General features: G+C 63.3%; 17 protein-coding genes. 4 read left to right on the top strand and 13 right to left on the bottom strand.

The annotated features are described in order from the left end of the window. Positions 1 to 81: 81 nt before the first annotated feature. Both AC1Q6X_RS05230 and AC1Q6X_RS05225 read left to right on the top strand, forming a co-directional pair. On the top strand, positions 82 to 726 hold the full coding sequence (locus tag AC1Q6X_RS05230; protein ID WP_227741975.1) for a hypothetical protein: 645 nt from the start codon (positions 82 to 84) through the stop codon (positions 724 to 726). A 6-nt stretch (positions 727 to 732) separates the two neighbouring features. Beyond that, positions 733 to 1,413, top strand: a complete 681-nt coding sequence (locus AC1Q6X_RS05225) for an RES family NAD+ phosphorylase (protein ID WP_492495539.1) — start codon at positions 733 to 735, stop codon at positions 1,411 to 1,413. Between the two features lie 11 nt (positions 1,414 to 1,424). On the opposite strand, the gene AC1Q6X_RS05220 is transcribed toward AC1Q6X_RS05225, so the two are convergent. Beyond that, on the bottom strand, positions 1,425 to 2,420 hold the full coding sequence (locus tag AC1Q6X_RS05220) for a response regulator (protein ID WP_492495537.1): 996 nt from the start codon (positions 2,418 to 2,420) through the stop codon (positions 1,425 to 1,427). A gap of 13 nt (positions 2,421 to 2,433) precedes the next feature. After that, positions 2,434 to 6,141, bottom strand: coding sequence for a PAS domain S-box protein (locus AC1Q6X_RS05215; protein ID WP_492495535.1), 3,708 nt, complete (start codon positions 6,139 to 6,141; stop codon positions 2,434 to 2,436). Positions 6,142 to 6,168: 27 nt separating this feature from the next. Between AC1Q6X_RS05215 and AC1Q6X_RS05210 the strand changes: the two genes are divergently transcribed. Then, on the top strand, positions 6,169 to 6,393 hold the full coding sequence (locus AC1Q6X_RS05210) for a hypothetical protein (protein WP_492495533.1): 225 nt from the start codon (positions 6,169 to 6,171) through the stop codon (positions 6,391 to 6,393). 105 nt (positions 6,394 to 6,498) lie between these two features. Here AC1Q6X_RS05210 and AC1Q6X_RS05205 read toward each other — a convergent pair whose 3' ends face one another. The 10 genes from AC1Q6X_RS05205 to ppc all read right to left on the bottom strand — a co-directional run bounded on the left by AC1Q6X_RS05205 (position 6,499) and on the right by ppc (position 18,350). Next, positions 6,499 to 7,155 carry a hypothetical protein gene (locus AC1Q6X_RS05205; RefSeq protein WP_492495531.1) on the bottom strand — a complete coding sequence of 219 codons (657 nt, stop codon included), beginning with the start codon at positions 7,153 to 7,155 and terminating at the stop codon, positions 6,499 to 6,501. Then, complete coding sequence (locus AC1Q6X_RS05200; RefSeq protein WP_070291444.1) at positions 7,152 to 7,520, bottom strand: hypothetical protein; 369 nt, start codon at positions 7,518 to 7,520, stop codon at positions 7,152 to 7,154. Before AC1Q6X_RS05200 ends, AC1Q6X_RS05205 begins: the two co-directional genes overlap by 4 nt. A 75-nt stretch (positions 7,521 to 7,595) precedes the next feature. Then, the gene (locus AC1Q6X_RS05195; RefSeq protein ID WP_492495529.1) at positions 7,596 to 10,055 is read right to left on the bottom strand and encodes a TonB-dependent siderophore receptor; all 2,460 of its coding nucleotides are present in this window, start codon (positions 10,053 to 10,055) and stop codon (positions 7,596 to 7,598) included. Positions 10,056 to 10,276: 221 nt separating this feature from the next. Then, a complete protein-coding gene (locus AC1Q6X_RS05190; RefSeq protein WP_492495527.1) occupies positions 10,277 to 11,254 on the bottom strand; it encodes a FecR domain-containing protein in 978 nt (325 codons plus the stop codon). Next, positions 11,251 to 11,757, bottom strand: coding sequence for a sigma-70 family RNA polymerase sigma factor (locus tag AC1Q6X_RS05185; RefSeq protein WP_492495525.1), 507 nt, complete (start codon positions 11,755 to 11,757; stop codon positions 11,251 to 11,253). The genes AC1Q6X_RS05190 and AC1Q6X_RS05185 overlap by 4 nt, the downstream gene beginning before the upstream one ends. Positions 11,758 to 12,065: 308 nt before the next feature. Further along, entirely contained in the window at positions 12,066 to 12,548 is a 483-nt protein-coding gene (locus tag AC1Q6X_RS05180) for a DUF3617 domain-containing protein (RefSeq protein ID WP_492495522.1), read from the bottom strand. A 60-nt stretch (positions 12,549 to 12,608) separates the two neighbouring features. Further along, positions 12,609 to 12,860 carry a hypothetical protein gene (locus AC1Q6X_RS05175; protein WP_492495520.1) on the bottom strand — a complete coding sequence of 84 codons (252 nt, stop codon included), beginning with the start codon at positions 12,858 to 12,860 and terminating at the stop codon, positions 12,609 to 12,611. A 79-nt stretch (positions 12,861 to 12,939) separates the two neighbouring features. Then, complete coding sequence (pyk, locus tag AC1Q6X_RS05170; RefSeq protein ID WP_175444767.1) at positions 12,940 to 14,400, bottom strand: pyruvate kinase; 1,461 nt, start codon at positions 14,398 to 14,400, stop codon at positions 12,940 to 12,942. 86 nt (positions 14,401 to 14,486) lie between these two features. After that, positions 14,487 to 15,497: a type I glyceraldehyde-3-phosphate dehydrogenase gene (gene gap, locus AC1Q6X_RS05165; protein WP_492495518.1), complete on the bottom strand. Its 1,011-nt coding sequence runs from the start codon at positions 15,495 to 15,497 to the stop codon at positions 14,487 to 14,489. Positions 15,498 to 15,596: 99 nt separating this feature from the next. Beyond that, positions 15,597 to 18,350 (bottom strand): phosphoenolpyruvate carboxylase, encoded by a 2,754-nt coding sequence (ppc, locus tag AC1Q6X_RS05160; protein WP_492495516.1) that lies wholly within the window; start codon positions 18,348 to 18,350, stop codon positions 15,597 to 15,599. A gap of 341 nt (positions 18,351 to 18,691) precedes the next feature. Between ppc and AC1Q6X_RS05155 the strand changes: the two genes are divergently transcribed. Beyond that, complete coding sequence (locus AC1Q6X_RS05155) at positions 18,692 to 19,147, top strand: RrF2 family transcriptional regulator (RefSeq protein ID WP_070218567.1); 456 nt, start codon at positions 18,692 to 18,694, stop codon at positions 19,145 to 19,147. A 92-nt stretch (positions 19,148 to 19,239) separates the two neighbouring features. Here AC1Q6X_RS05155 and AC1Q6X_RS05150 read toward each other — a convergent pair whose 3' ends face one another. Then, positions 19,240 to 19,890 (bottom strand): hypothetical protein, encoded by a 651-nt coding sequence (locus AC1Q6X_RS05150; RefSeq protein ID WP_139143689.1) that lies wholly within the window; start codon positions 19,888 to 19,890, stop codon positions 19,240 to 19,242. Positions 19,891 to 19,904 lie beyond the last annotated feature (14 nt).

Below are 19,904 nucleotides of genomic sequence, written 5' to 3'. Positions count from 1 at the left end.
ATGCGTTTTTCGCTTGATAAAGTTGCGAAACATGATAATCTTGTGTGTAAGACGCCTGGCGCATATACCCGAGGAGCGAACATGACAGCGCATCTGCATCACGACACTCTGGCGCCCGCGCGCCGGGAATGGACCGACAACGACCTGCGGGTAGTGGAACAATTCTCGCAATTGGTGAGCGCACAGCTCGACCTATTGGCGCAAGGTCCCGAGCGCGAGCGCCTGATCGACCTGGCCACGCGCGCGCTCGATGCGGCGCGCGCCTCTCTGCGCGCCACCCCGCCATCGATACCGCTGCAACTTCCCGTGTCAAAACTCAAGGTATCCGATGTCATTGGGCAAGGATGGGTGGAACTGTCGCAGGCGTCGCTGTATCGCGCAGTGGAAAGCCAGCGGTTTTATTGCGTGACGCCCAAGGGGCGCAGTATCGGCAAGGAGTTTCCGGCGTGGCAATTTGTCCAGCCCGTGCCGGAATTGATCGCGCCCGTGCTCGCCATTCTCGCCGGCCAGCCCGGCAGTGACATTCATGCCTTCTGGGTCAGCAGCGCAGACGAACTCAACGAACTGTCGCCGGCAGAGCTGCTTGCAGGCAAATCGTTCGAAACGCGGGCCGAAGTGCATCCCAGTCAGCAGGCGCTGCTGGATCTGCCCGCCAGCGAGAGATTGCGCAAGGTGCTGGCGGCGGCGAAGTGGCAGCATAGGGGCATGGCCGATATCGTAGGCTAGCCTCGCATGACGCTACAACTGAAAGATACGCTTGTCCCGCCAGAAATGATCACGCGCCTGCCGGCGCTGGCATTGCTGCGCGCTGAATTATTGAGTCATATCATCACCCATCCAGCAGGCCAGGCCGTGGTGCGCGCGGCGTGGAACATGGCATCGATCTGGCCATTGAAAGTCCAGCGCACCTACCGCTTCGGCCCGCCCGCCGAACTGGCAGATGCGGCCGGCTTCCCCTATCACTGGGCGTATCTTGCGGACGATGCCTATACGGCTGCCTGGGAAGCCCAGCTTTGCCAGAACGACGTGACGCGTCCGGGCACCTTTTATATCACGCATGGTGCGGAACTGGCCCTGATCGCCACGCTGTCGTTCAGCGCCCCGCTGCAATTGCTCGACCTGACCGGGCTGGCCGCCAGCCGCCTGGGTATCTACGATCAATTGCGCAGTCCCGACCACGGCTGGTGCCAATGGCTGGGCTGGCAGCTGGATCAGATCATTGCGCAGGAGGCAGGCGCGATTCATGGTTTCGTGTATCCATCGCGGCGACAACCCGGCAAACTTGCCTATGCAATATCCTCTCGCCACATGGCAGCCTTGGGCACAAGCATGACATGCGCCCATGTGCAATTCGACAGCACTGAAGCATATGCGCGCTTGCTCGACGACCGCCTGCGCGTGGACCCGCCCTGAGCAGATGCTCCCTACGCCGGCTCGCGCCACTTGTCCTTGATCTCCAGCATGGCCGGCAGCTGCTCGATGAACAGCGCCAGCAGCGCGGGATCGAAATGCGTGCCGCTGTCGCGCTGCATGGTGGCGATCGCGTCCGGCACCGTCCAGGCGCGCTTGTACGGGCGCTCGCTGGTGAGCGCGTCGAAGACGTCGGCGATGGCGACGATGCGGCCTTCATGCGGGATTTCTTCGCCTTTGAGGCCTTGCGGATAGCCACTGCCATCCCATTTTTCGTGGTGCGTCAGGGCGATGGTGCGCGCCATTTTCAGCAGTCCGCCCGCGTGCTCGCCGATGATGGCCGCGCCGATTTCCGCGTGGCGGCGCATGACTTTCCATTCTTCCGCATCGAGCTTGCCCGGCTTTTGCAGGATGGCGTCGGGGATGCCGATCTTGCCCACGTCGTGCATCGGTGCCGCATTCAATAAATCTTCCGCCCTGGCCGCGCTGTAGCCGGCCGCCAGTGCCAGCTGGCGCGCGTAATAGCTCATGCGGATGACGTGCATGCCCGTCTCGTTATCCTTGTATTCGGCCGCCTGGCCCAGGGTCTGGATCACCTGCAGGCGCGAGCGGCGCAATTCCTCGGCGTCCACCAGCGACAAGTGCGTGCGCACGCGGGCGCGCACGATGGGCGGGCTGACGGGCTTGGTGATGTAGTCGACGGCGCCCGCGTCGAAGCCGTCCGCCTCGTCCTTCACGTCGCACAGGGCGGTGACGAAAATGACGGGAATCGCGGCAGTGACCGGCATGGCTTTCAGCTGGCGGCATACTTCATAGCCCGTCATGGCCGGCATCATGATGTCGAGCAGGATCAGTTCGACGGGGTTGTTCTGCGCCAGTTCCAGCGCCTTCTCGCCATCCTTGGCGTACAGCAGGCGGTAATCGTCCTGCAGGATCTGGCGCAGCACCTGCAGATTCGTCGCTTCGTCGTCGACCAGCAGCAGGATCGGTTTGTCTTCTTGTAAGGTCATCGTCAGTCCAGTATCAGGAAAGGTCGGCAGGCGCAGGAGCCTCGAGCCACGCCAGCAGCTGGCGCAGCACGCCCACGGCGCGCGCAAATTCAAAGTCGTCGATGGCGCTGGCCAGCGCCTGCAGGCGCGGCTGCTGGCCATGCGGCGCCAGCATGGCGGCGATCTGCGCCATCAGGGCGTCGTCGAGCTGCCCGCCCTCCAGGCTGGCGATGGCTTGCCGCAGCAAGGCGCCGGCAGCTGGCGCATCGAGGGGCGCGCCGGCGGGCGTCGCGTCCATGGCCACGGCCGGCATATTTACCTCTTCCAGTTCACCGGCCAGCGCCATGAAGGCGGCGGCCAGCTGCACCAGCAATTCGGTGGCCGGCAACTGGCGCGCGATCGCTTGTTCGATGCGTCCCAGCAGGCTTTCGACCTGCACCAGGCACAGATTGCCCGCCGCGCCCTTGATACGGTGCAGCAGGTGGCCGGCCACGCTGCCGCCGCCGCGTTCCAGTTCCGCCGCCAGCATGGCGGCGCAGTCGCCATTGGCCTGCACGAAGCGGCCGATCGCCCGCTGCAAGGCTTCGCGGCCGCCCCACAGGGCGATGCCGCGCTGCCAGTCGACCTGGCCGGCGGCCACGCGCGCCGCCGCGCCGGCGGCCGGCGGCGGCATGGCCACGGCGATATCGAGCAGGCGCGCGATTTCCGCCGTCAGCTTGTGCATTTCCAGCGGCTTCGAGGCAAAGCCGTTCATGCCCGCCGTCTGCGCGGCGCGGCGGTCCTGTTCCAGCACGCTGGCCGTCAGGGCGATGATGGGCGTCGCCTTCAGGCCCTGCTCGCGCTCGTACACGCGGATCAGGCGCGTCGCTTCCAGTCCATCCATGCGCGGCATCTGCACGTCCATCAGGACGATGTCGAAGCTGCCCTTGCTGAACTCGCGCACGGCGCTCTCGCCATCGCTGGCGGCGATCACCTGGTGGCCCGCCGCGCCCAGGCTGATCAAGAGCAGCTCCACGTTCTGCGGCACGTCGTCGGCCGCCAGGATGCGCAGCGGCGGCAAGGCCGCCACGGGCTGCTCGCTGCGGCGCGCCACGGCCTTGCCCGGCGCCAGCGGCAGCAGCACGTGGAACACGCTGCCCACGCCCAGGGTGCTTTCCACCGTGATGGTTCCCCCCATCAGCTCGACCAGCTGCAGCGAAATCGTCGTGCCCAGGCCCGTGCCGCCAAAGCGGCGGCTCATCGAGGAATCGGCCTGCGTGAATGGGGCGAATATCTTGTCCAGGCGGTCGGCCGGAATGCCGATACCCGTGTCGTGCACGGCGATATGCACTTGCTCGCCCTGCATGCCGGCGGCCACGCGCACATGGCCCACTTCCGTGAACTTGACGGCGTTGCCGATCAGATTCGTCAGCACCTGCTGCACCCGGCGCGCGTCGCCGAGGAAGAACTGGCCCATGCCGGGATCGACGTCGACATGCAGCACCAGGTCGCGCGCGTGCGCCGTGACGCGCAGGGAGGCGGCCACGTGGTCGACCAGGTCGGGCAGCGAGAAGTCCACCAGTTCCAGCTCGGTGGCGCCTTTTTCCAGCTTGGCCGTGTCGAGGATGTCGTTGAGCAGCTCGAGCAGCGAACGGGCCGACTGGCGCACGGTGCCCAGGTGGCGGCGCTGCAGGCTGTCCAGGGCCGTCCCCAGCAGCACTTCCGTAAAGCCGATGATGGCGTTCATCGGCGTGCGGATTTCATGGCTCATATTGGCCAGGAAGCTGGTCTTCGATTCGGCGGCCAGCTCGGCGCGGTCTTTCGCCGCGCGCAGGTTTTCCTGCATGGCGCGCCGCTCGCTCACGTCGGTGGCCAGCTTGACCACCTTGAACGGCTTGCCGTCCGTGTTGAAGATCGGATTGTACGACGCCTGTATCCACACTTCGCGGCCATCCTTGCCGATGCGCTTGTACTCGCCCGTATTGAATTCGCCGCCCGCCAGGTGCTGCCAGAACGCGATGTAGTCGGGCGAGATCACGTGGGCGGGTTCGCAGAAGATGCTGTGGTGCAGACCCAGCACGTCGTCGAGCTGGTAGCCGACCAGGTCGAGGAAGTTCTGATTGGCCGCCAGGATGCGCCCCTGCAGGTCGAATTCCGCCACGGCCGTCGCGCGCGAGATGGCTGTCACCTTGCCTTCGTATTCGGCGTTGCGCAATTCGCTTTCCGTGATATCGAGGATCACGCCGTCGATCCAGCGCACCACGCCGTCGTTGTCGAGCACGGGGCCGCTGCTTTCGCGCACCCAGCGCTCGCGCCCGTCGCGGTGGATCAGGCGGTAGACGTTCTCGAAGTCGCGCTGTTCGCCGGCCGCCTGCACGCAGGTGTCGTTGACGCGCTGGCGGTCGTCCGGATGCACGAGGTCGAACAGCCTGACCCGCCCTTCAATGAAGTCCTGCGGCGTCCAGCCCGTCAGGTTGAAGACGGCGTCGCTGATGAAGATCATCTTCCATTCTGGCGCGAAGCTGCAGTGGAAGGACACGCCCGGGATATTGCGGATCAGGGTACGGTACTGGCGCTCGCTGTCCTTGAGCGCCTGCTCCATGCTGCGCGACGAGCGCATGTCCGTGACAAACGCCACGAACAGGGGCTGGCCCGGCGTATCGATCTTGCCGATCGCCACGCGCATGGGCAGCACCGCGCCGTCCTTGTGGCAGCCATCGAGTTCGCGTCCGCTGTCGAGGATGCGCGAAGCGCCCGTTTCCAGATAGTCGCGCAGATAGCCCTCGTATTCGGCCGCGTCGGCCGGTTGCAGCAGCACGCTGGCGTCGCGCCCCACGATCTCCGCTTCGCGCCAGCCGAACAGGCTTTCCGCGGCGGGATTGAAGGAGCGCACCTTGCCCTGGCCATCGATGGTAATGAGGCCATCGGCCGCCGTGTCGACGATGGCGCGCAGGCGCGATTCGCTGGCGCTGGCGTGGCGCAGCAGCTGGCGGTAGCGCAGCAAGCCATTCGCCGCGGCCACAAAGACGGTCAGCGTGACGGTAATCAGGGCCACGGCCAGGGCGACGAACGAGGCTTGCACCGTGATCGTGTTCTCGCCTGCCGTGGGCGTGCCCGAAAAGCGCGCCGCCAGCATGCCCGTGTAGTGCATGCCAGAAATGGCCAGGCCCATCACCACGCTGCTGACCAGCAAGGATGTAAGCGGACTGAGGCGCTGGCGCATGGCGTTCAGGCCGAAGCGCACCCACAGCGCCAGCATGGCCATGGTGACGGCCACCAGCAGCGAGAGCACAAACAGCCAGGGTTCGTAGCGCAGGGCCAGCGACGTCTGCATGGCGGCCATGCCGCTGTAATGCATGGAGCCGATCCCAGCTCCGACGAGCACGCCGCCGACCACCAATTGCCGCCAGTTGATGCTCGGACGGGCCAGCAGGTGCAGCGCCACCCACGAAGCGGCCATGCCTGGAAGCATCGACAGCAGGGTCAGGCCGGGCGCGAAGGACACGCGCGTGCAGATATCAAAGGCCAGCATGCCGATGAAGTGCATCGACCAGATGCCGCCGCCGAGCGCGATGGCACCCGTGATGATGGCCGTCTGGCGCTGGAAGCCGCGCTCGCTGCTGCGCGCCATGCCGGCGATCTGCAAGGCCATGAACGAGGCAAAAATGGCGATGCCGATAGAAAACAACACCAGCCAGGCATTGTGCGTGCCATAGATGTACGGCAAGGTATCGTTCGATACGGCAAAGATGGAACTCAGCATACTGTCGTGAACCGAATAGAGTGAAACGTGACGTCGCAAAACATGACGGCGCACCGCGCGCCGGCGCCGGGCTTTTTAGTAAAGCGGCAACACAGCGAAAATGACAACGGCAGCAGTCGACCAGGGCAAGGCTCGGTCATCACGCCCGCGCCTGCCGCGCGGGGGAAAGGTGCTTTTTACAGAGGGAAAAAGCGGAATGCGTACGAACTCTGGCGCGGATATCTGGCCGCCAGCGTGACGATGATTTTTTAAAGAATCATGAGTATAGTTGCTTTGCGAACATATTCATAGGACTTCAGCAATATAGTTGCCAAAAGAAAAATATTCCGCAGCCCTGATGCGACAATTTCCGGCCGCTCAGCCTGTCGGCCACTGCGCGCGTATCGCGGCAGATTCCTGATAGGTGGGACCGGCCCGCACGGCGACAGGAATACCGGCCAGCTTGCAACGGCGGCTCAACTCGTCCTTGATCTGCCGCAAGGACCAGCGCTGCGGCACGGGCAGATCCATGCCAATCACGCGAATCAGCGGGCAGTCGTCGAGGGTCGTGTGCAGCAACAGCTCCAGGCGCGCCATCGGTGGCCCGCCCCGGTAGACGGTTACCGCGCCCGCGTAGGCGACCACCTCGAGCGCGCGTATCTGCCGCAGTTCCAGCTGCAGCGTCTTCTCATGGCCAGGCAGGCGCCGCGCCACCCGGCGCAGCAACAGGCCGGCGTCGTTGATTTCGACATCAAAGGACAGATGGCGATCCGGCAGCAGGACCAGGCCGACGGTCCAGGCGGCCAGCGCCGGCAGAAGCAGCAGCACCGCATCGCCCGCGTATGGCACGTCGCGCCAGACGGCTTGCAGGACAAAGGCGAGGATCAGGGCGCAGCCGCCCAGCAGCACGCTGCGCCACAGCACGGGACGCAGATTGGCCATCATCGCTGCCTGGGAACCTGCATCGTCGGCCGGCGCAAAGCGTATCCATTCGGCGCGTGCCCCTTTGAGCTTGCGCGACGGCGCTGCGCTCAAGCGGTAGGCGCCAGCATGCCGCGGAACCACGCCAGCTGTTCGCGCGTCAGGTAGTTGGCACCATCGCCGTGCAGAATGACGATCTCGATCTCGGGAGGAATCGACGCGATCAGCTGCGCGCCCGTGACGGGAATCTTGGGAAAATTGATGCCGGCCAGGAAGGCCGGGTCTTCCGCCACCGTCACGCACTGGCGCTCGGGATTCGGCGACGGCACGAGGAACAGGTCGATCTGCTCGCTTTGCCCGCCGATCACGACGTGCAATTGCGCGGCCAGCAGTTCGGGCAGGATCAGCTCGATGTTATTCTCGGCGCGCGATTGCTGGAAAGCGCTTTTCAGGGGCGTGAGGACAGGCGTGGCGGACATGGGAACCGTGTAAAAGTGAAGACGGCGGCAGTGTAGCAGAGGCGCCCGGCCGGGCGCGCTCCGCTGGCGTCACCCCTACAGCTTGTAGTTCAGGGACAGCAGCACGCTGCGCGGCGCGCCGTAGCGTTCCAGCCCGCCCGACCACGCATAGCCGAGGCCCTGGTAGTAGCGGCGGTCCAGCACGTTGTCGACGCTGACGCGCAGCTGCACCTGCTCGCTCAGGCGGTAGCCGGCCGTCAAGCCGACGATGGCGTAGCCGCCCTGTTGCGTCAGGTAGCCCGTGTCGCGGCGGTAGATCTTGTCCTGCGCGTACACGGAGCCGCCCAGATTCCAGCGCGCCAGGCTGCCACGCAGCTGCACAGTCGTGTACAGCTTGAACAATTGCTTCGGCTCATCCGTGGCGATGCGCTGGCCGATGTTCGCCGCCACGCTGTCTTTCGTGTATTTGGCCAGCACATAGGTGTAGCCGCCGGCGATCTGCCAGCCCGGCAAAGGCGAGCCCGAGAGTTGCAGATCGACGCCTTCGCTCTGCACCTGCCCCGCCGCGCGGGCGCAATAGATGGCGCCGCCCGTGGGGCAATTGACTTCATCGGCCATCGCGCGGTTATTCTGCTTGATGCGGAACAGGGCGCCGCCGGCATTGAGGCGGCCGCCGAAGTACTCACCCTTGACGCCCACTTCCAGGTTGGTGCCGCTCAACGGCGGCAAAGTATTGCCGCGCACGTCCAACGAGCTTTGCGGCTCGAAGATCTGCGTGCCGCTCGCGTACACGGAGTGATGCTGGTCCAGGTCGTAGACGAGCCCCGCATACGGCGTAAACTTCGCGTTTTCCGTCAGGCCGCGCCGCCACGTGGGGTTGCTGGCATACCAGCCCGTCACGTCCTGCGCATACCAGCCGAAGCGCCCGCCCAGCACCAGGCGCAGCGGATCGGCCAGACTGAAGTTGCCGGCCGCATAAATTCCCTTCTCATCCGTCTTGCGGCCCCAGTTGTACGGCTCGAACAGCGCGCCGTTCATGCGGTAGGCATGGGGATTCCACTGGCGGATGTCGATCACGCGCGTCCCGGCGCCCTCCCAGCTCTGGCCCGCATCCGAATCGTCGTGGCGGTAGCTGGCGCCCACGATGAGGTCGTGCTGGCGGCCGAACCAGGTGACGGGGCCGCTCAGGCGCCAGTCAGCCACCACCTGTTCCGTGTTGTACTTCCAGCCCGTTTCCGACTGGCTGAGGCGATAGATCTCGCCATCGATGCGGCTGTTGGTGGTATTGCGCGTGCTGGAAGAGGCATCGATGCGCGTGATGGCAAAGCGGCTGCGCCAGCCCTTCTCCAGCCTGGTTTCCAGGTCGGCGAAGACGACGTTGTTGTCGCGTTTCTGGAACGAGTCGGCATTGTTCAGGAAGGTCGAGCGCGGCAAGTCCATGTGGCGGCCGTCGGCAAACGTCGGCAAGCCGACAAACACGCCATCGGTGCGGCTGTGCTGGCGCGAAAAGCCGATGCCGGCCGTGGTGGACGGCGTCAGGTCCGCTTCGACGATCGCATACACGGTGCCATTGCTGTTGTTGACCACGTCGACGAAACTGTCGCTGTCGCGCCAGCTTGCCGCCACCCTGCCGCGCACGCTGCCCGAGGCGTTCAAGGCATTGCTGGCGTCCACCGTCAATTGCCGGTCCTTCCAGCTGCCCAGGTGAGCGGACGCGTTCAGCAGGGGCGTGGCCGTGGGGCGCTTGCGTATCATGTTGATGCTGCCCGACGGCGCGCCCGCCCCTTCCATCAAACCCGTGGCGCCGCGCACCACTTCCACCCGGTCGTACATCAGCATGTCGGCGGAAACATTACGCTCATTAAAACCTGTGACATCGAGCGGCAAGCCATCGACGTTGACGTGGCTCAAGGCAAAACCGCGCGCAAAATACGTGGTTTCCTGGTCGGACACGCCCTGCGTCTTGCCATAGATGCCAGGCGTGGCGCGCGCGACGTCCTGCAAGGTGGTCAAATCGAAATCTTCCATTTGCTGGCGCGCAATCACGCTGACCGTTTGCGGCGTGTGGCGCTGCGACAGGTTCAAGCCCGTGGCCGTCGACATGGCGCGCGCCGTATATAAACCCGTGCCTTCCGTAGCGCGGTCCGCCTCGGCGCTGACGACCACGGCGGGCATGCTGGCCAGGCCGCCATCGGCCGTGCTGGCATTCATTTTGCGCAACATATAATTGCCGCTGCCGCCGTCCACCACGTCCAGGCCGCTGCCTTGCAGCAACGTTTGCAAGCCGGCCGCGACGCCATAACGGCCCTGCAAGCCCGGCGTCACCAGGCCGTCGAGCGCCACGCCCTGCGTGGACAGGTTCACGCCGGCGGCGATGGCAAACGAGGCCAGCGCATCGCGCAGGCTGCCGGCGGGGATGCTGTAGTCGCGTGTGCTGGCTGCCTGGCTGGCCTCGGCCGCCAGCGCCAAGTGCGGCAAAGTGGCGCCGGCGCCGCCCACGGCGAGAAACAAGACCAGCGCGGCGCGCACGGCGCCGGTGGTGGGATGGAGCGTCATGCGTGCTGCTGTCAAAGTGCGGTGCTGCAAAGCCATGTAAACCCTTTCGATGGTTCGGATTGTTCGTTCTCTACCTTGTATGACGAAGCAATTCGAAAAAAGGGACAGGCAAGAAGTAAATTGGAGCACGTCGGCTTACGCCCTGCGGGCTAAGCCGACCTACCATACCCGACAGGCGTAGGTCGGCTTAGCGTGGCAAGGCCACGCGTAAGCCGACAAGCTCAAGCCGCCTCGACACTGATCCAGTAGCGCGTGCGGCGCGCCAGCCGGATCGGCAAGGCGCGCTGCAGCAAGAGCAGAATGTTCTCCGGGTCGTGCAACTGGAAGATGCCGTCCACGGGCATGGCGGCGAGCGCCGGATCGCAGCGCAGCACGCCATAGCGGTAGCGGGCCACCTGTTCGAGCACCTCGCCCAGCGGCATGCGCTCGGCGATCAGCACGCCACGCAGCCAGGCGTCCGCATGCGGCGCCAGCGGCGTCAAGGCGGAAACGGCCGCGTCGTCAAAACTGCCCTGCCGGCCCGCATCGACCCTGCGCAAGGCGTCGGAAGCTTCCCTTGGCCGGATCTCGACGGCGCCCTCGCTGACCCTCACCTGCGTGCGCGGCGCCAGCACGCTGCCGCCCTGGCGCACGCTGAAGTGCGTGCCGAGCGCGCGCACGACGCCATTGCTGCTGCGCACGAGGAACGGGCGCGCCGGCACGGCCCCGTCGTGCGCCGTGGCGACGTGGATTTCCCCGGCATGCAAGACCACCAGCCGCGCCGCGCCGTCAAAGCGCACGTCGATGGCCGTGTCCGTATTGAGTACCAGTTGCGTGCCATCGGGTAATGTCATGTGGCGGATTTCGCCCCTGGCCGTGCGGATGGCCGCGCGCCACGCCTGCCACGGCGCCGACTGGCTGGCCAGCCACAACGCCGGTCCGGCGACGATCAGCCCGGCCAGGCCGTAGAGCACGGCACGCCGCTGCGGCGACTGCGGCGCCCCGTCCGCCGCCTGGCGCAGCGCCGGCGGCACGCTGGCCAGGGTGCCGCACACGAGCTCGGCCCGTTTCCAGGCAGCTTCGTGCGCGGGATCGCTGGTGCGCCAGGCCTGGAAGGCTTGCTGTTCGTCAACGTTCAAAGGCCCCCCGTGCAAGCGCACCAGCCATTGCGCCGCTGCGTGGGCGGCGCGCGGGTCGATGGCAGCCGTGCTGGCGTTCACAGGATCAAGAGGATGCAGCGCTCGAACGCCTGCACCATGTAGCGCTTGATGCTGCGCTCGCTCACGCCCAGGCGACGGGCGATTTCTGCATAGGCGAGGCCATCGACATGCGCCAGCAGGAAGGCGTTGCGCACCAGCGGCGGCAAACCGTCGAGCATGGCATCGATGCGCTGCAAGGCTTCCAATACCAGCAAACGCTCTTCCGGCGACTGCATCAGCAGATCGGGCTGCTGCGCCAGGGTTTCCAGCCACGCCTGCTCCAGCGACAGGCGCCGGTAATGGTCGATCAGCAGGCGCTGCGCCACGGTGGTGAGATAGGCGCGCGGTTCGCGCAGGCTGTGCCTTCCCTCGGGCGGCGCCGTCAGCAGGCGGACGAAGGTATCCTGCGCCAGGTCGGCCGCATGGTCGGCGCACTGCAGCTTGGCGCGCAGCCAGCGCATCAGCCAGCCGTGGTGGCTGCTGTAGATGCCTGCTATCGACTCGCTGGACTGCGCAATGTTCACTCGGGACTCCAATGCGCGCAAGGCAAGGCGCGACTAATTGATAATAATTCTCATTATCACAAATCCTGGCCTCCGGCGTCAATGCCGGCGCCCGCCTATCGCTGAAAACCGTTGTTTCAGCGCGGTTGCCGGCTGCTAAGTAACCCCCAATAAATTATTGTGATTTCTGACTTCCATAACCGGCGCTCTGCAAGGTGGCCGACGAGGCTTGCTCACTGCTAGCAGTGCTCGCACTGCGTCGCAGCGAGCGCCTTGCATAGCATCCGGTTCTGTTTGTCATAAATTCACACTAATTTTCCGAGGATTACTTAGCGGTTGATATACACGCTCTTCATGACCATGCCGCCGCGCATTTTCTTCGCGCCCGGCGCCAACCCGGCGGGACAGGCACCGAGGAATACGCCCGCCAGTTCCGTGCGTTGCACCTCGGTCTTGCCGTTCAGTTCGATAGTGGTATCGGCGGTCAGGGTATAAGCCTTGGCCAGGTCGCCCTTGAAACTGCCCGCCAGCCTGGCGCCAGGACAGCTGGACTGGAAAGTATAGCTGTCGCCCTGGCGGCTTTGCGACGCGATCTGGCATTCCTGCTCGAAATCGCTCCACAAGTCGTCGTCGATCAGGCGGTCGCGTTGCTGATCAACGCAAATTTCCCAGGAAAACGGCGAGGTGGCGGGCGTCACCTTCCACAGCCCCGTGGCACGCTGCAAGCGCTGCGCCGGTTCCGCCGCCGAGGCGGACGCGGCTGCGCACAGGGGAAGGATCATCGTCAGGAACAGGGACGCGCTGCGTTTCATGGGCATTCCATTCGCTAAAAGTTTAAATATAGCAAAGAGGAACGCTCGCAGGCCGCACGCTTAGCCGTGCATCCCGGGCCTGGCGGCCAATACGAAGGGAATGGCAAACGGCCCCAGGAGCACCACCAGGATGGCCCTGACAGCCGTAGTTTTCAAGGAGCGGCGCTTGGCAATGAAGAGGCAAACGAAAGCCGACAGCGACCAGATCAAGGCAGGCAAGTATTCAGTCATCATGCTCTCCAGATGCGCCTTGCAAGGCAGGAGAACCATGCTGACACGGAAACGCGGGCATCGCAATGGCAGATTGGGCATCTGCCATTGCGCCTTGCGGCCAGCGGCCTCTTTTTCAGCCGTTCTTAAGGCTGCAGGCAACTGGCGGCGGGCGAGACGGTCAGTGCTGACCGATCTTCATGATCTTCAACGCATTCGTGCCGCCGACCTTGCCCATCGGCTCGCCCCAGGTCAGCACGACGGTGTCTCCCTTGGTCACGACTTTATGTTCCACCAGCAAATCTTCCGCCTGCTGCAAAACCTTGTCGCGGTCCGTGCCGGACGTCAGTTCCAGGGTGCTGACGTTGCGGTACAGGGCCAGCTTGCGGCGCGTGCCCACGCTCGGGGTCAGGGCCACGATGGGGATGTCGATGTTGCAACGGCTCATCCACAGCGCCGTGGAGCCCGATTCCGTCAGTGTGGCGATCGCTTTCACGCGCAGGTGGTGGGCTGTAAACAGCGCGCCGTAGGCGATCGACTGGTCGATGCGCGAGAACGTGGCGTTGAGGAAATCGGCGTCCAGTTTGCAGGTATCCCACTTTTCCGCGTCCAGGCAGATGGCGGCCATCGCTTCCACCGTTTCGATCGGGTAGCGGCCCGACGCCGTTTCCGCCGACGTCATGACGGCATCCGTGCCGTCCAACACGGCATTCGCCACATCGGACACTTCCGCGCGCGTGGGCACGGCGTTGACGATCATCGATTCCATCATCTGCGTGGCCGTGATGGCTAATTTATTCGACGCGCGCGCCATCTTGATCATGCGCTTTTGCAAGGCCGGCACGGCCGCATTGCCCACTTCCACGGCCAAATCGCCGCGCGCCACCATGATGCCGTCGGAGGCGTCGAGGATTTCTTGCAGCGCGGGAATGGCTTCCGCCCGTTCGATCTTGGCGATCATCATCGGCTTGTGGTCCCACGCTTCGCCGGCGATATTGGCCAGCTGGCGCGCCATGACCATGTCCGTGGCGTTTTTCGGGAAGGAGACGGCCACGTAATCGGCCTGGAAGCTCATCGCCGTTTTCACGTCTTCCATGTCTTTCGCCGTCAGGGCTGGCGCCGACAGGCCGCCGCCCTGGCGGTTGATGCCCTTGTTGTTCGACAATTCGCCGCCGATTTTCACGGTCGTGTGGATTTCGCTGCCGACGACCTTGTCCACCGTCAGGACGATGAGGCCATCGTTGAGCAACAATACGTCGGCAGCGCGCAAGTCGCGCGGCAATTCCTTGTAGTCGAGGCCGCAGCGCTCGATGTTGCCCAGTTCGCCGTTTTCGCCCCATTTCGCGTCGAGGATGAACTTGGCGCCGTTTTCCAGGAAAATCTTGCCTTCTTCAAACTTGCCGACGCGAATCTTCGGGCCTTGCAAGTCGGCCATGATGGCCACTTCGCGGCCGCACAGCGCTGCCGCTTCGCGCACCATGCGGGCGCGGTCGATATGGTCTTGCGCCTTGCCATGCGAGAAGTTCAGGCGCACGACGTCGACGCCGGCCTTGAACATGCGGACGAGGGTATCGATATCGTTCGAAGCGGGGCCGATGGTGGAAACGATCTTGGTGGCGCGTTGCTGTACTTGCATGGTCATGGTGTGCTGCTTTCTATAATGAGTTGCTACAAGGGCCGGCCTTGTGGGCCGGCCGTCCTGGTGCGCTGGATCAGCGGTGATTCTTCTTACTTGGCCGCCATCAGGGCGACCGTGGTGTCGAGCATGCGGTTCGAGAAGCCCCACTCGTTGTCGTACCACGACGACACTTTCACGAGGCGGCCCGAAACCTTGGTCAAGGTCGAATCGAAGTTCGACGAGGCCGGGTTGTGGTTGAAGTCGATGGAAACGAGCGGTTCTGTCTGGTAAGTGAGGATGCCTTTCAGCGCGCCTTCCGACGCCGCTTTCAGCAAGGCATTCACCTCTTCCACCGTCGTATCGCGCTTGGCGATGAAGGACAGATCGACCAAGGAGACGTTGATGGTCGGCACGCGCACGGCGAAACCATCGAGCTTGCCATTGAGTTCCGGCAGCACCAGGCCGACAGCGGCGGCCGCGCCCGTCTTGGTGGGAATCATCGAATGCGTGGCCGAGCGGGCGCGGCGCAAGTCTTCATGCATCACGTCGGAGAGTACCTGGTCGTTCGTGTAGGCATGCACGGTGGTCATCAGGCCCGATTCGATGCCGATGGCGTCGTTGAGGGGTTTGACCAATGGCGCGAGGCAATTCGTCGTGCACGAAGCATTCGAAATCACTGTGTCCGATGCCTTCAAGACATGCTGGTTGACGCCGAACACGATGGTAGCGTCCACGTCCTTGCCGCCCGGCGCGGAAATGATGACTTTCTTTGCCCCGCCCTTCAAATGCGCCGAGGCTTTTTCCTTGGTCGTGAAGAAACCCGTGCATTCAAGCACGACGTCCACGCCCAACTCTCCCCATGGAATCAGGGCCGGATCGCGCTGCGCGAACACGCGGATGCGGTCGCCATTGACGAGCATGTTCTCGCCATCGATGGTGACGACGCCGGGAAACTTGCCGTGCACCGTGTCGTAGCGCGTCAAATGCGCATTCGACTTGGCGTCGCCCAGGTCGTTGATGGCGACGATTTCGATATCCTGCTGCTTGCCGCCTTCATAAAACGCGCGCAAGACGTTGCGGCCGATGCGGCCATAGCCATTGATGGCAACTTTGATGGTCATGCTGTCTCCTTGTTGTTTTGCTTAAAACTAACCCAGGTGCCAAAACCGGGGTCGGACCTTAAGGTCCGACCCCAGCACTTGCCATTGGGTTAAAAAGAATTAACCACTATTCCGCAACCCCGCCGCAATCCCATTGATCGACAAATGTATCCCCGTGCGCGCCGCAGCATCCTGCTTACCTTCCCGGAAACGTTTCAACAGTTCCACCTGCACGTGGTTGAGCGGGTCGATATACGGGAAACGGTTGCGTATCGAACGCTGCATCAGCGGGTTGGCTTGCTGCAACTCTTCCTGGCCCGTGATCAGCTTCAAGGCGTCCAGTGTGGCCGCGTATTCGGTGCGGATGCGTGTAAAGATGGCGTCGCGCAGGGCCTTGTCCTTGACGAGCTCCGCATACTTGCCGGCGATGGCGATGTCGCTCTTGGCCAGCACCATATCCATGTTCGACAGCAGGGACGTGAAGAAGGGCCAGTCCGTGTACATGCCGCGCAGCACGTCCGCCCCGTCGGCGGGATGGGCGGCCAGGTAGGCTTGCACGGCGGAACCGAAACCGAACCAGCCCGGCAGCATCAAGCGGCATTGCGCCCAGCTCAAGACCCAGGGAATGGCGCGCAAATCCTCGATCGAGGTCGACTTCTTGCGCGAGGCGGGACGGCTGCCGATGTTCAGGGCGGCAATTTCCGCGATCACCGTCGATTCCCAGAAGTACTGTTCGAAGCCCTCGGTGCCGTAGACCAGGTCGCGGTAAGCGTTCAGGGCCGTGCCGGACAGCTCTTCCATCGCGGCCAAATGGCCCGCGCCGGCCGAAGCCTTCGGCTGCAGCTGCGCCTGCGGCAGCAGGGTCGACTGGATGGTGGCGGCCACCAGCACTTCCAGATTGCGGCGCCCTACTTCCGGGTTCGCATACTTGGCCGTGATGACTTCGCCCTGCTCCGTCAGGCGGATCTGTCCCTGCACGGCGCCGGCCGGCTGGGCCAGGATGGCTTCGTAGCTGGGTCCGCCGCCGCGGCCGACGGAACCGCCGCGGCCGTGGAACAAACGCAGCTTGATCTGATATTCCTTGAACACCGTCACCAGCTCGATCTCGGCCTTGTAGAGTTCCCAGCCGGAGGTCAAGAAGCCGCCGTCCTTGTTACTGTCGGAATAACCGAGCATGACTTCCTGCTGGTCCGCGCGCGACGCCAGCAAACCCCGGTAGAACGGCAAGCCGAAGGCGCGCGCCATGATGGCGGGGCCGGCGCGCAAGTCGTCGATGGTTTCGAACAGGGGAATGATGTTGACGTCCACTTCGCGGCTGTCCTGGCGCAGCAGACCCACTTCCTTCAGCAACAAGGCCACTTCCAGCAAGTCCGACACGCTGGCCGCCTTCGAGATGATGCAGTTCGGCACCGATTCCTTGCCATATTTGACGTGGGCTGCGCGCACGGCGCGGAAGATATCGAGTTCGGACGTCGTTTCTTCCGAGTACTGCGCATACGGCGACGTCAGCAGGCGTGGCGATTCCAGCTCGGCCAGCAGCAAGCTGATGCGCTGCTCTTCATCGAGGTCCAGGTAGACGAGGCCCGGCTGGGCGCCGGCGAACAGTTCGCCCACGACGCGCTCGTGCACATCGGAATTCTGGCGCAAATCGAGCGGCGCCAGCGAAAAGCCGAAGACCTTGACGGCGCGGCGCAGCTGGCGCAAACGGCCCCGTGCCAGCGCGCGCAAGCCATTGCTGACGAGCGAATGCTGGACCACGTCCAGGTCGGCCAGCAGTTCGGCGGCGGCCGCGTAAGGCTGCACGCCGTCCACCTGCTTGCCCTTGCCAGAGAGCACCACGCGCGTCGCATCGAGGCGCGCATGGATGCCGTGCAGGGCGCGGCGGTACGGCTCGTCGACCCGGTGCGGCGAGGCATCGGCCGAGCGCTCAGCCAGCGCGCGCAGCGGCTCGCTGCAGGCGTTCAGGATTTGTGCCAGCGACAGTTGCGAAGCGAGCTTGCGCAATTCACCCAAGTAAAAGTCGAGCACCTTGTCGGCTTGCGTCTGCAGGGTGCTGCGCAGGATGTCGGCCGTGACGAAGGGATTGCCGTCGCGGTCGCCGCCTATCCAGCTGCCCACTTTCATGAAATTGGGCAATTCCGCATCTTCCCAGCGGGCATCGCGCTGGGCCAGCATGGTTTCCAGCGAGGAATATAATTTCGGCAATTCGCGCAAAATCGTGTGGTCGTAGAACGACAGGCCGTTGGCTACTTCATCCATGACGGACAGCTTGCTCGTGCGCAACAGGCGCGTTTGCCACAGGGTCACGATGCCGCGGCCCAGCGCTTCTTCGTTCTGCTCCGCCTCTTCCGGTGTCATTTGCACGCGGTCGCGCTCGCTCAACAGGCGCGCGATGGCCATCTGGCAATTCTGGATGCTCTTGCGCTGCACTTCCGTCGGGTGCGCCGTGAACACGGGGCTGACAAACGCATCTTCAAAGAAGGTTTCCAGCGCATCGGCCTTGCCCGCGTCAAACACATTGCCGACGGCATGGCTGAGACTGCCCTGGCGCGGCGGCGAACCGGCAATCAAATGGGCGCGCGTGCGGCGGATATGGTGTTGATCTTCCGCAATGTTGGCCAGCAGCGAGAAATAGCTGAAGGCGCGTGTCAATTGCGTGGTTTCTTCCTGCGACAGCGCTTGCAGCGCGTCCGACAGCTGCGCGCGCGCCGCTTCATCATTGTCGCGGCGGAAACGAATGGCCAGCTGGCGCACATGTTCGATGCGCTCGAAGGCGGGGTCGCCCAGGTGGTTGCGGATGGCGTCGCCCAGCAGACGGCCCAGCTGGCGGATATCGCTGCTCAGCAGCTCGTCTTTCACTTCATTCATTTGCATGGTATGTATTTCCTGGGGCGGCCACGGTGGCACCGCACAGATTGCGTAGTACGCGCTCCCCGGCCGGGAAACGCCCATCATCCGATTTTTGTAGTAAATTTACCTTATTGCTTCACCATCCTCTTGATTTTCATCAATAAAATCTATGCTCAAAGGGCCAACAAGGGCCTGCAAGCTATTTACCAGGGCAACAATATGAAAATTTACTACGCATTTAAGCGAAAGGCAATCAACTTTTGTCTTTCGAGGATCAAAAGTGACGGCGCAACACACAGGGCCGGCGCTCTCCTGTATGCTGCGGATGAAACAAGGATGTAATCCACATCTTATGAACGATGCCCATGCGACTGACTGCCTACACTGACTACACCCTGCGCACCCTGATGTACCTGGGCGTGCACCGCGACCACCTTGTCACCATCCAGGACATCGCCGACCTGCATGCTATTTCCAAGAATCACCTGATGAAGGTGGTGCACCAGCTGGGCCTGTCGGGCATCGTGGAAACCGTGCGTGGGAGGAATGGCGGCCTGCGCCTGGCGCGCGACCCGGCCGAGATCAATATCGGCACCGTGGTACGCGAAACGGAAAATGACTTTTTTATGGCGGAATGTTTTAACAAGGAAAACAATACCTGCCCGCTGACGCCCGATTGCCTGCTGAAAGCCAAGCTGGGCCAGGCCACGGCCGCCTTCCTGGCCGTGCTCGACACGGTAACCCTGGCATCGATACTCGAAGCGACGCCGGGCGCGCCAGCGCTGGCGGCGGGCGTGATTCCCCTGCACGTGGCAAAGTAAGGCCATACCAATGTTGCGCAACTGCCGCGCCGGGAAGTAGCATGCGAAACGTGGGCTGAAGAAATGGCAGAAAACACTGCCCTGACTGCCGGCTAATTGATGCGGATATACCAATACACAGCGGCATTGCGAGGCCGGGTTTCCGGGCCACCCTTGTTTTCAACGGAAACCGCTGTCGATCCGTTCTCAGACGCTGCCACTACCCTGGCAGCGATCCCCCCATAAGCGGCAGCTTCGATCCTTTCGGCTATCCTGGGAAGAGCGGCAACATGATTATGCGCGGCAAAGGAATCCGGCTGCACGCTACCGGCCATGCGTTCGCCGTCTGGATCATTCCTTGCACCTTCATTTATTCCGCGCAAGAACAAACCACGCAGATCGGGGACCGTGCGCTTTCCGCTGGAAATTTTTTCGTACACCGAACGCGTCACATCCCGCCCATCCGCGAGAACCCACGTGTATTTTTCAGGAACATAGGTGGAATCAAGCCCTGCCTGACGGTAAAACTCGGCAGGCGGCAGCATCGAGCCGATGACCGCGCCTATCGGAATGAGATTATTACCGATAACTTTTTGCGCTGTTTCCGTAGCCACTCTTTGCGTTTGGATGTAACTGCTGCCTAATGCTGAGGCCAAGCCGATCAATGCAATCATTATGGAAGGCAACCAGTGAGAAGAATGAGTCCCTGATGCATTCATGACATCCCCTTCCAGACGTACGTCCACACTTTGCGCCAAAGACATAGATAGCCGCTCAT

The organism is Janthinobacterium sp. GW823-FHT06H09, from assembly GCF_058794735.1.
This window is presented reverse-complemented; position numbering and strand designations above follow the sequence as displayed.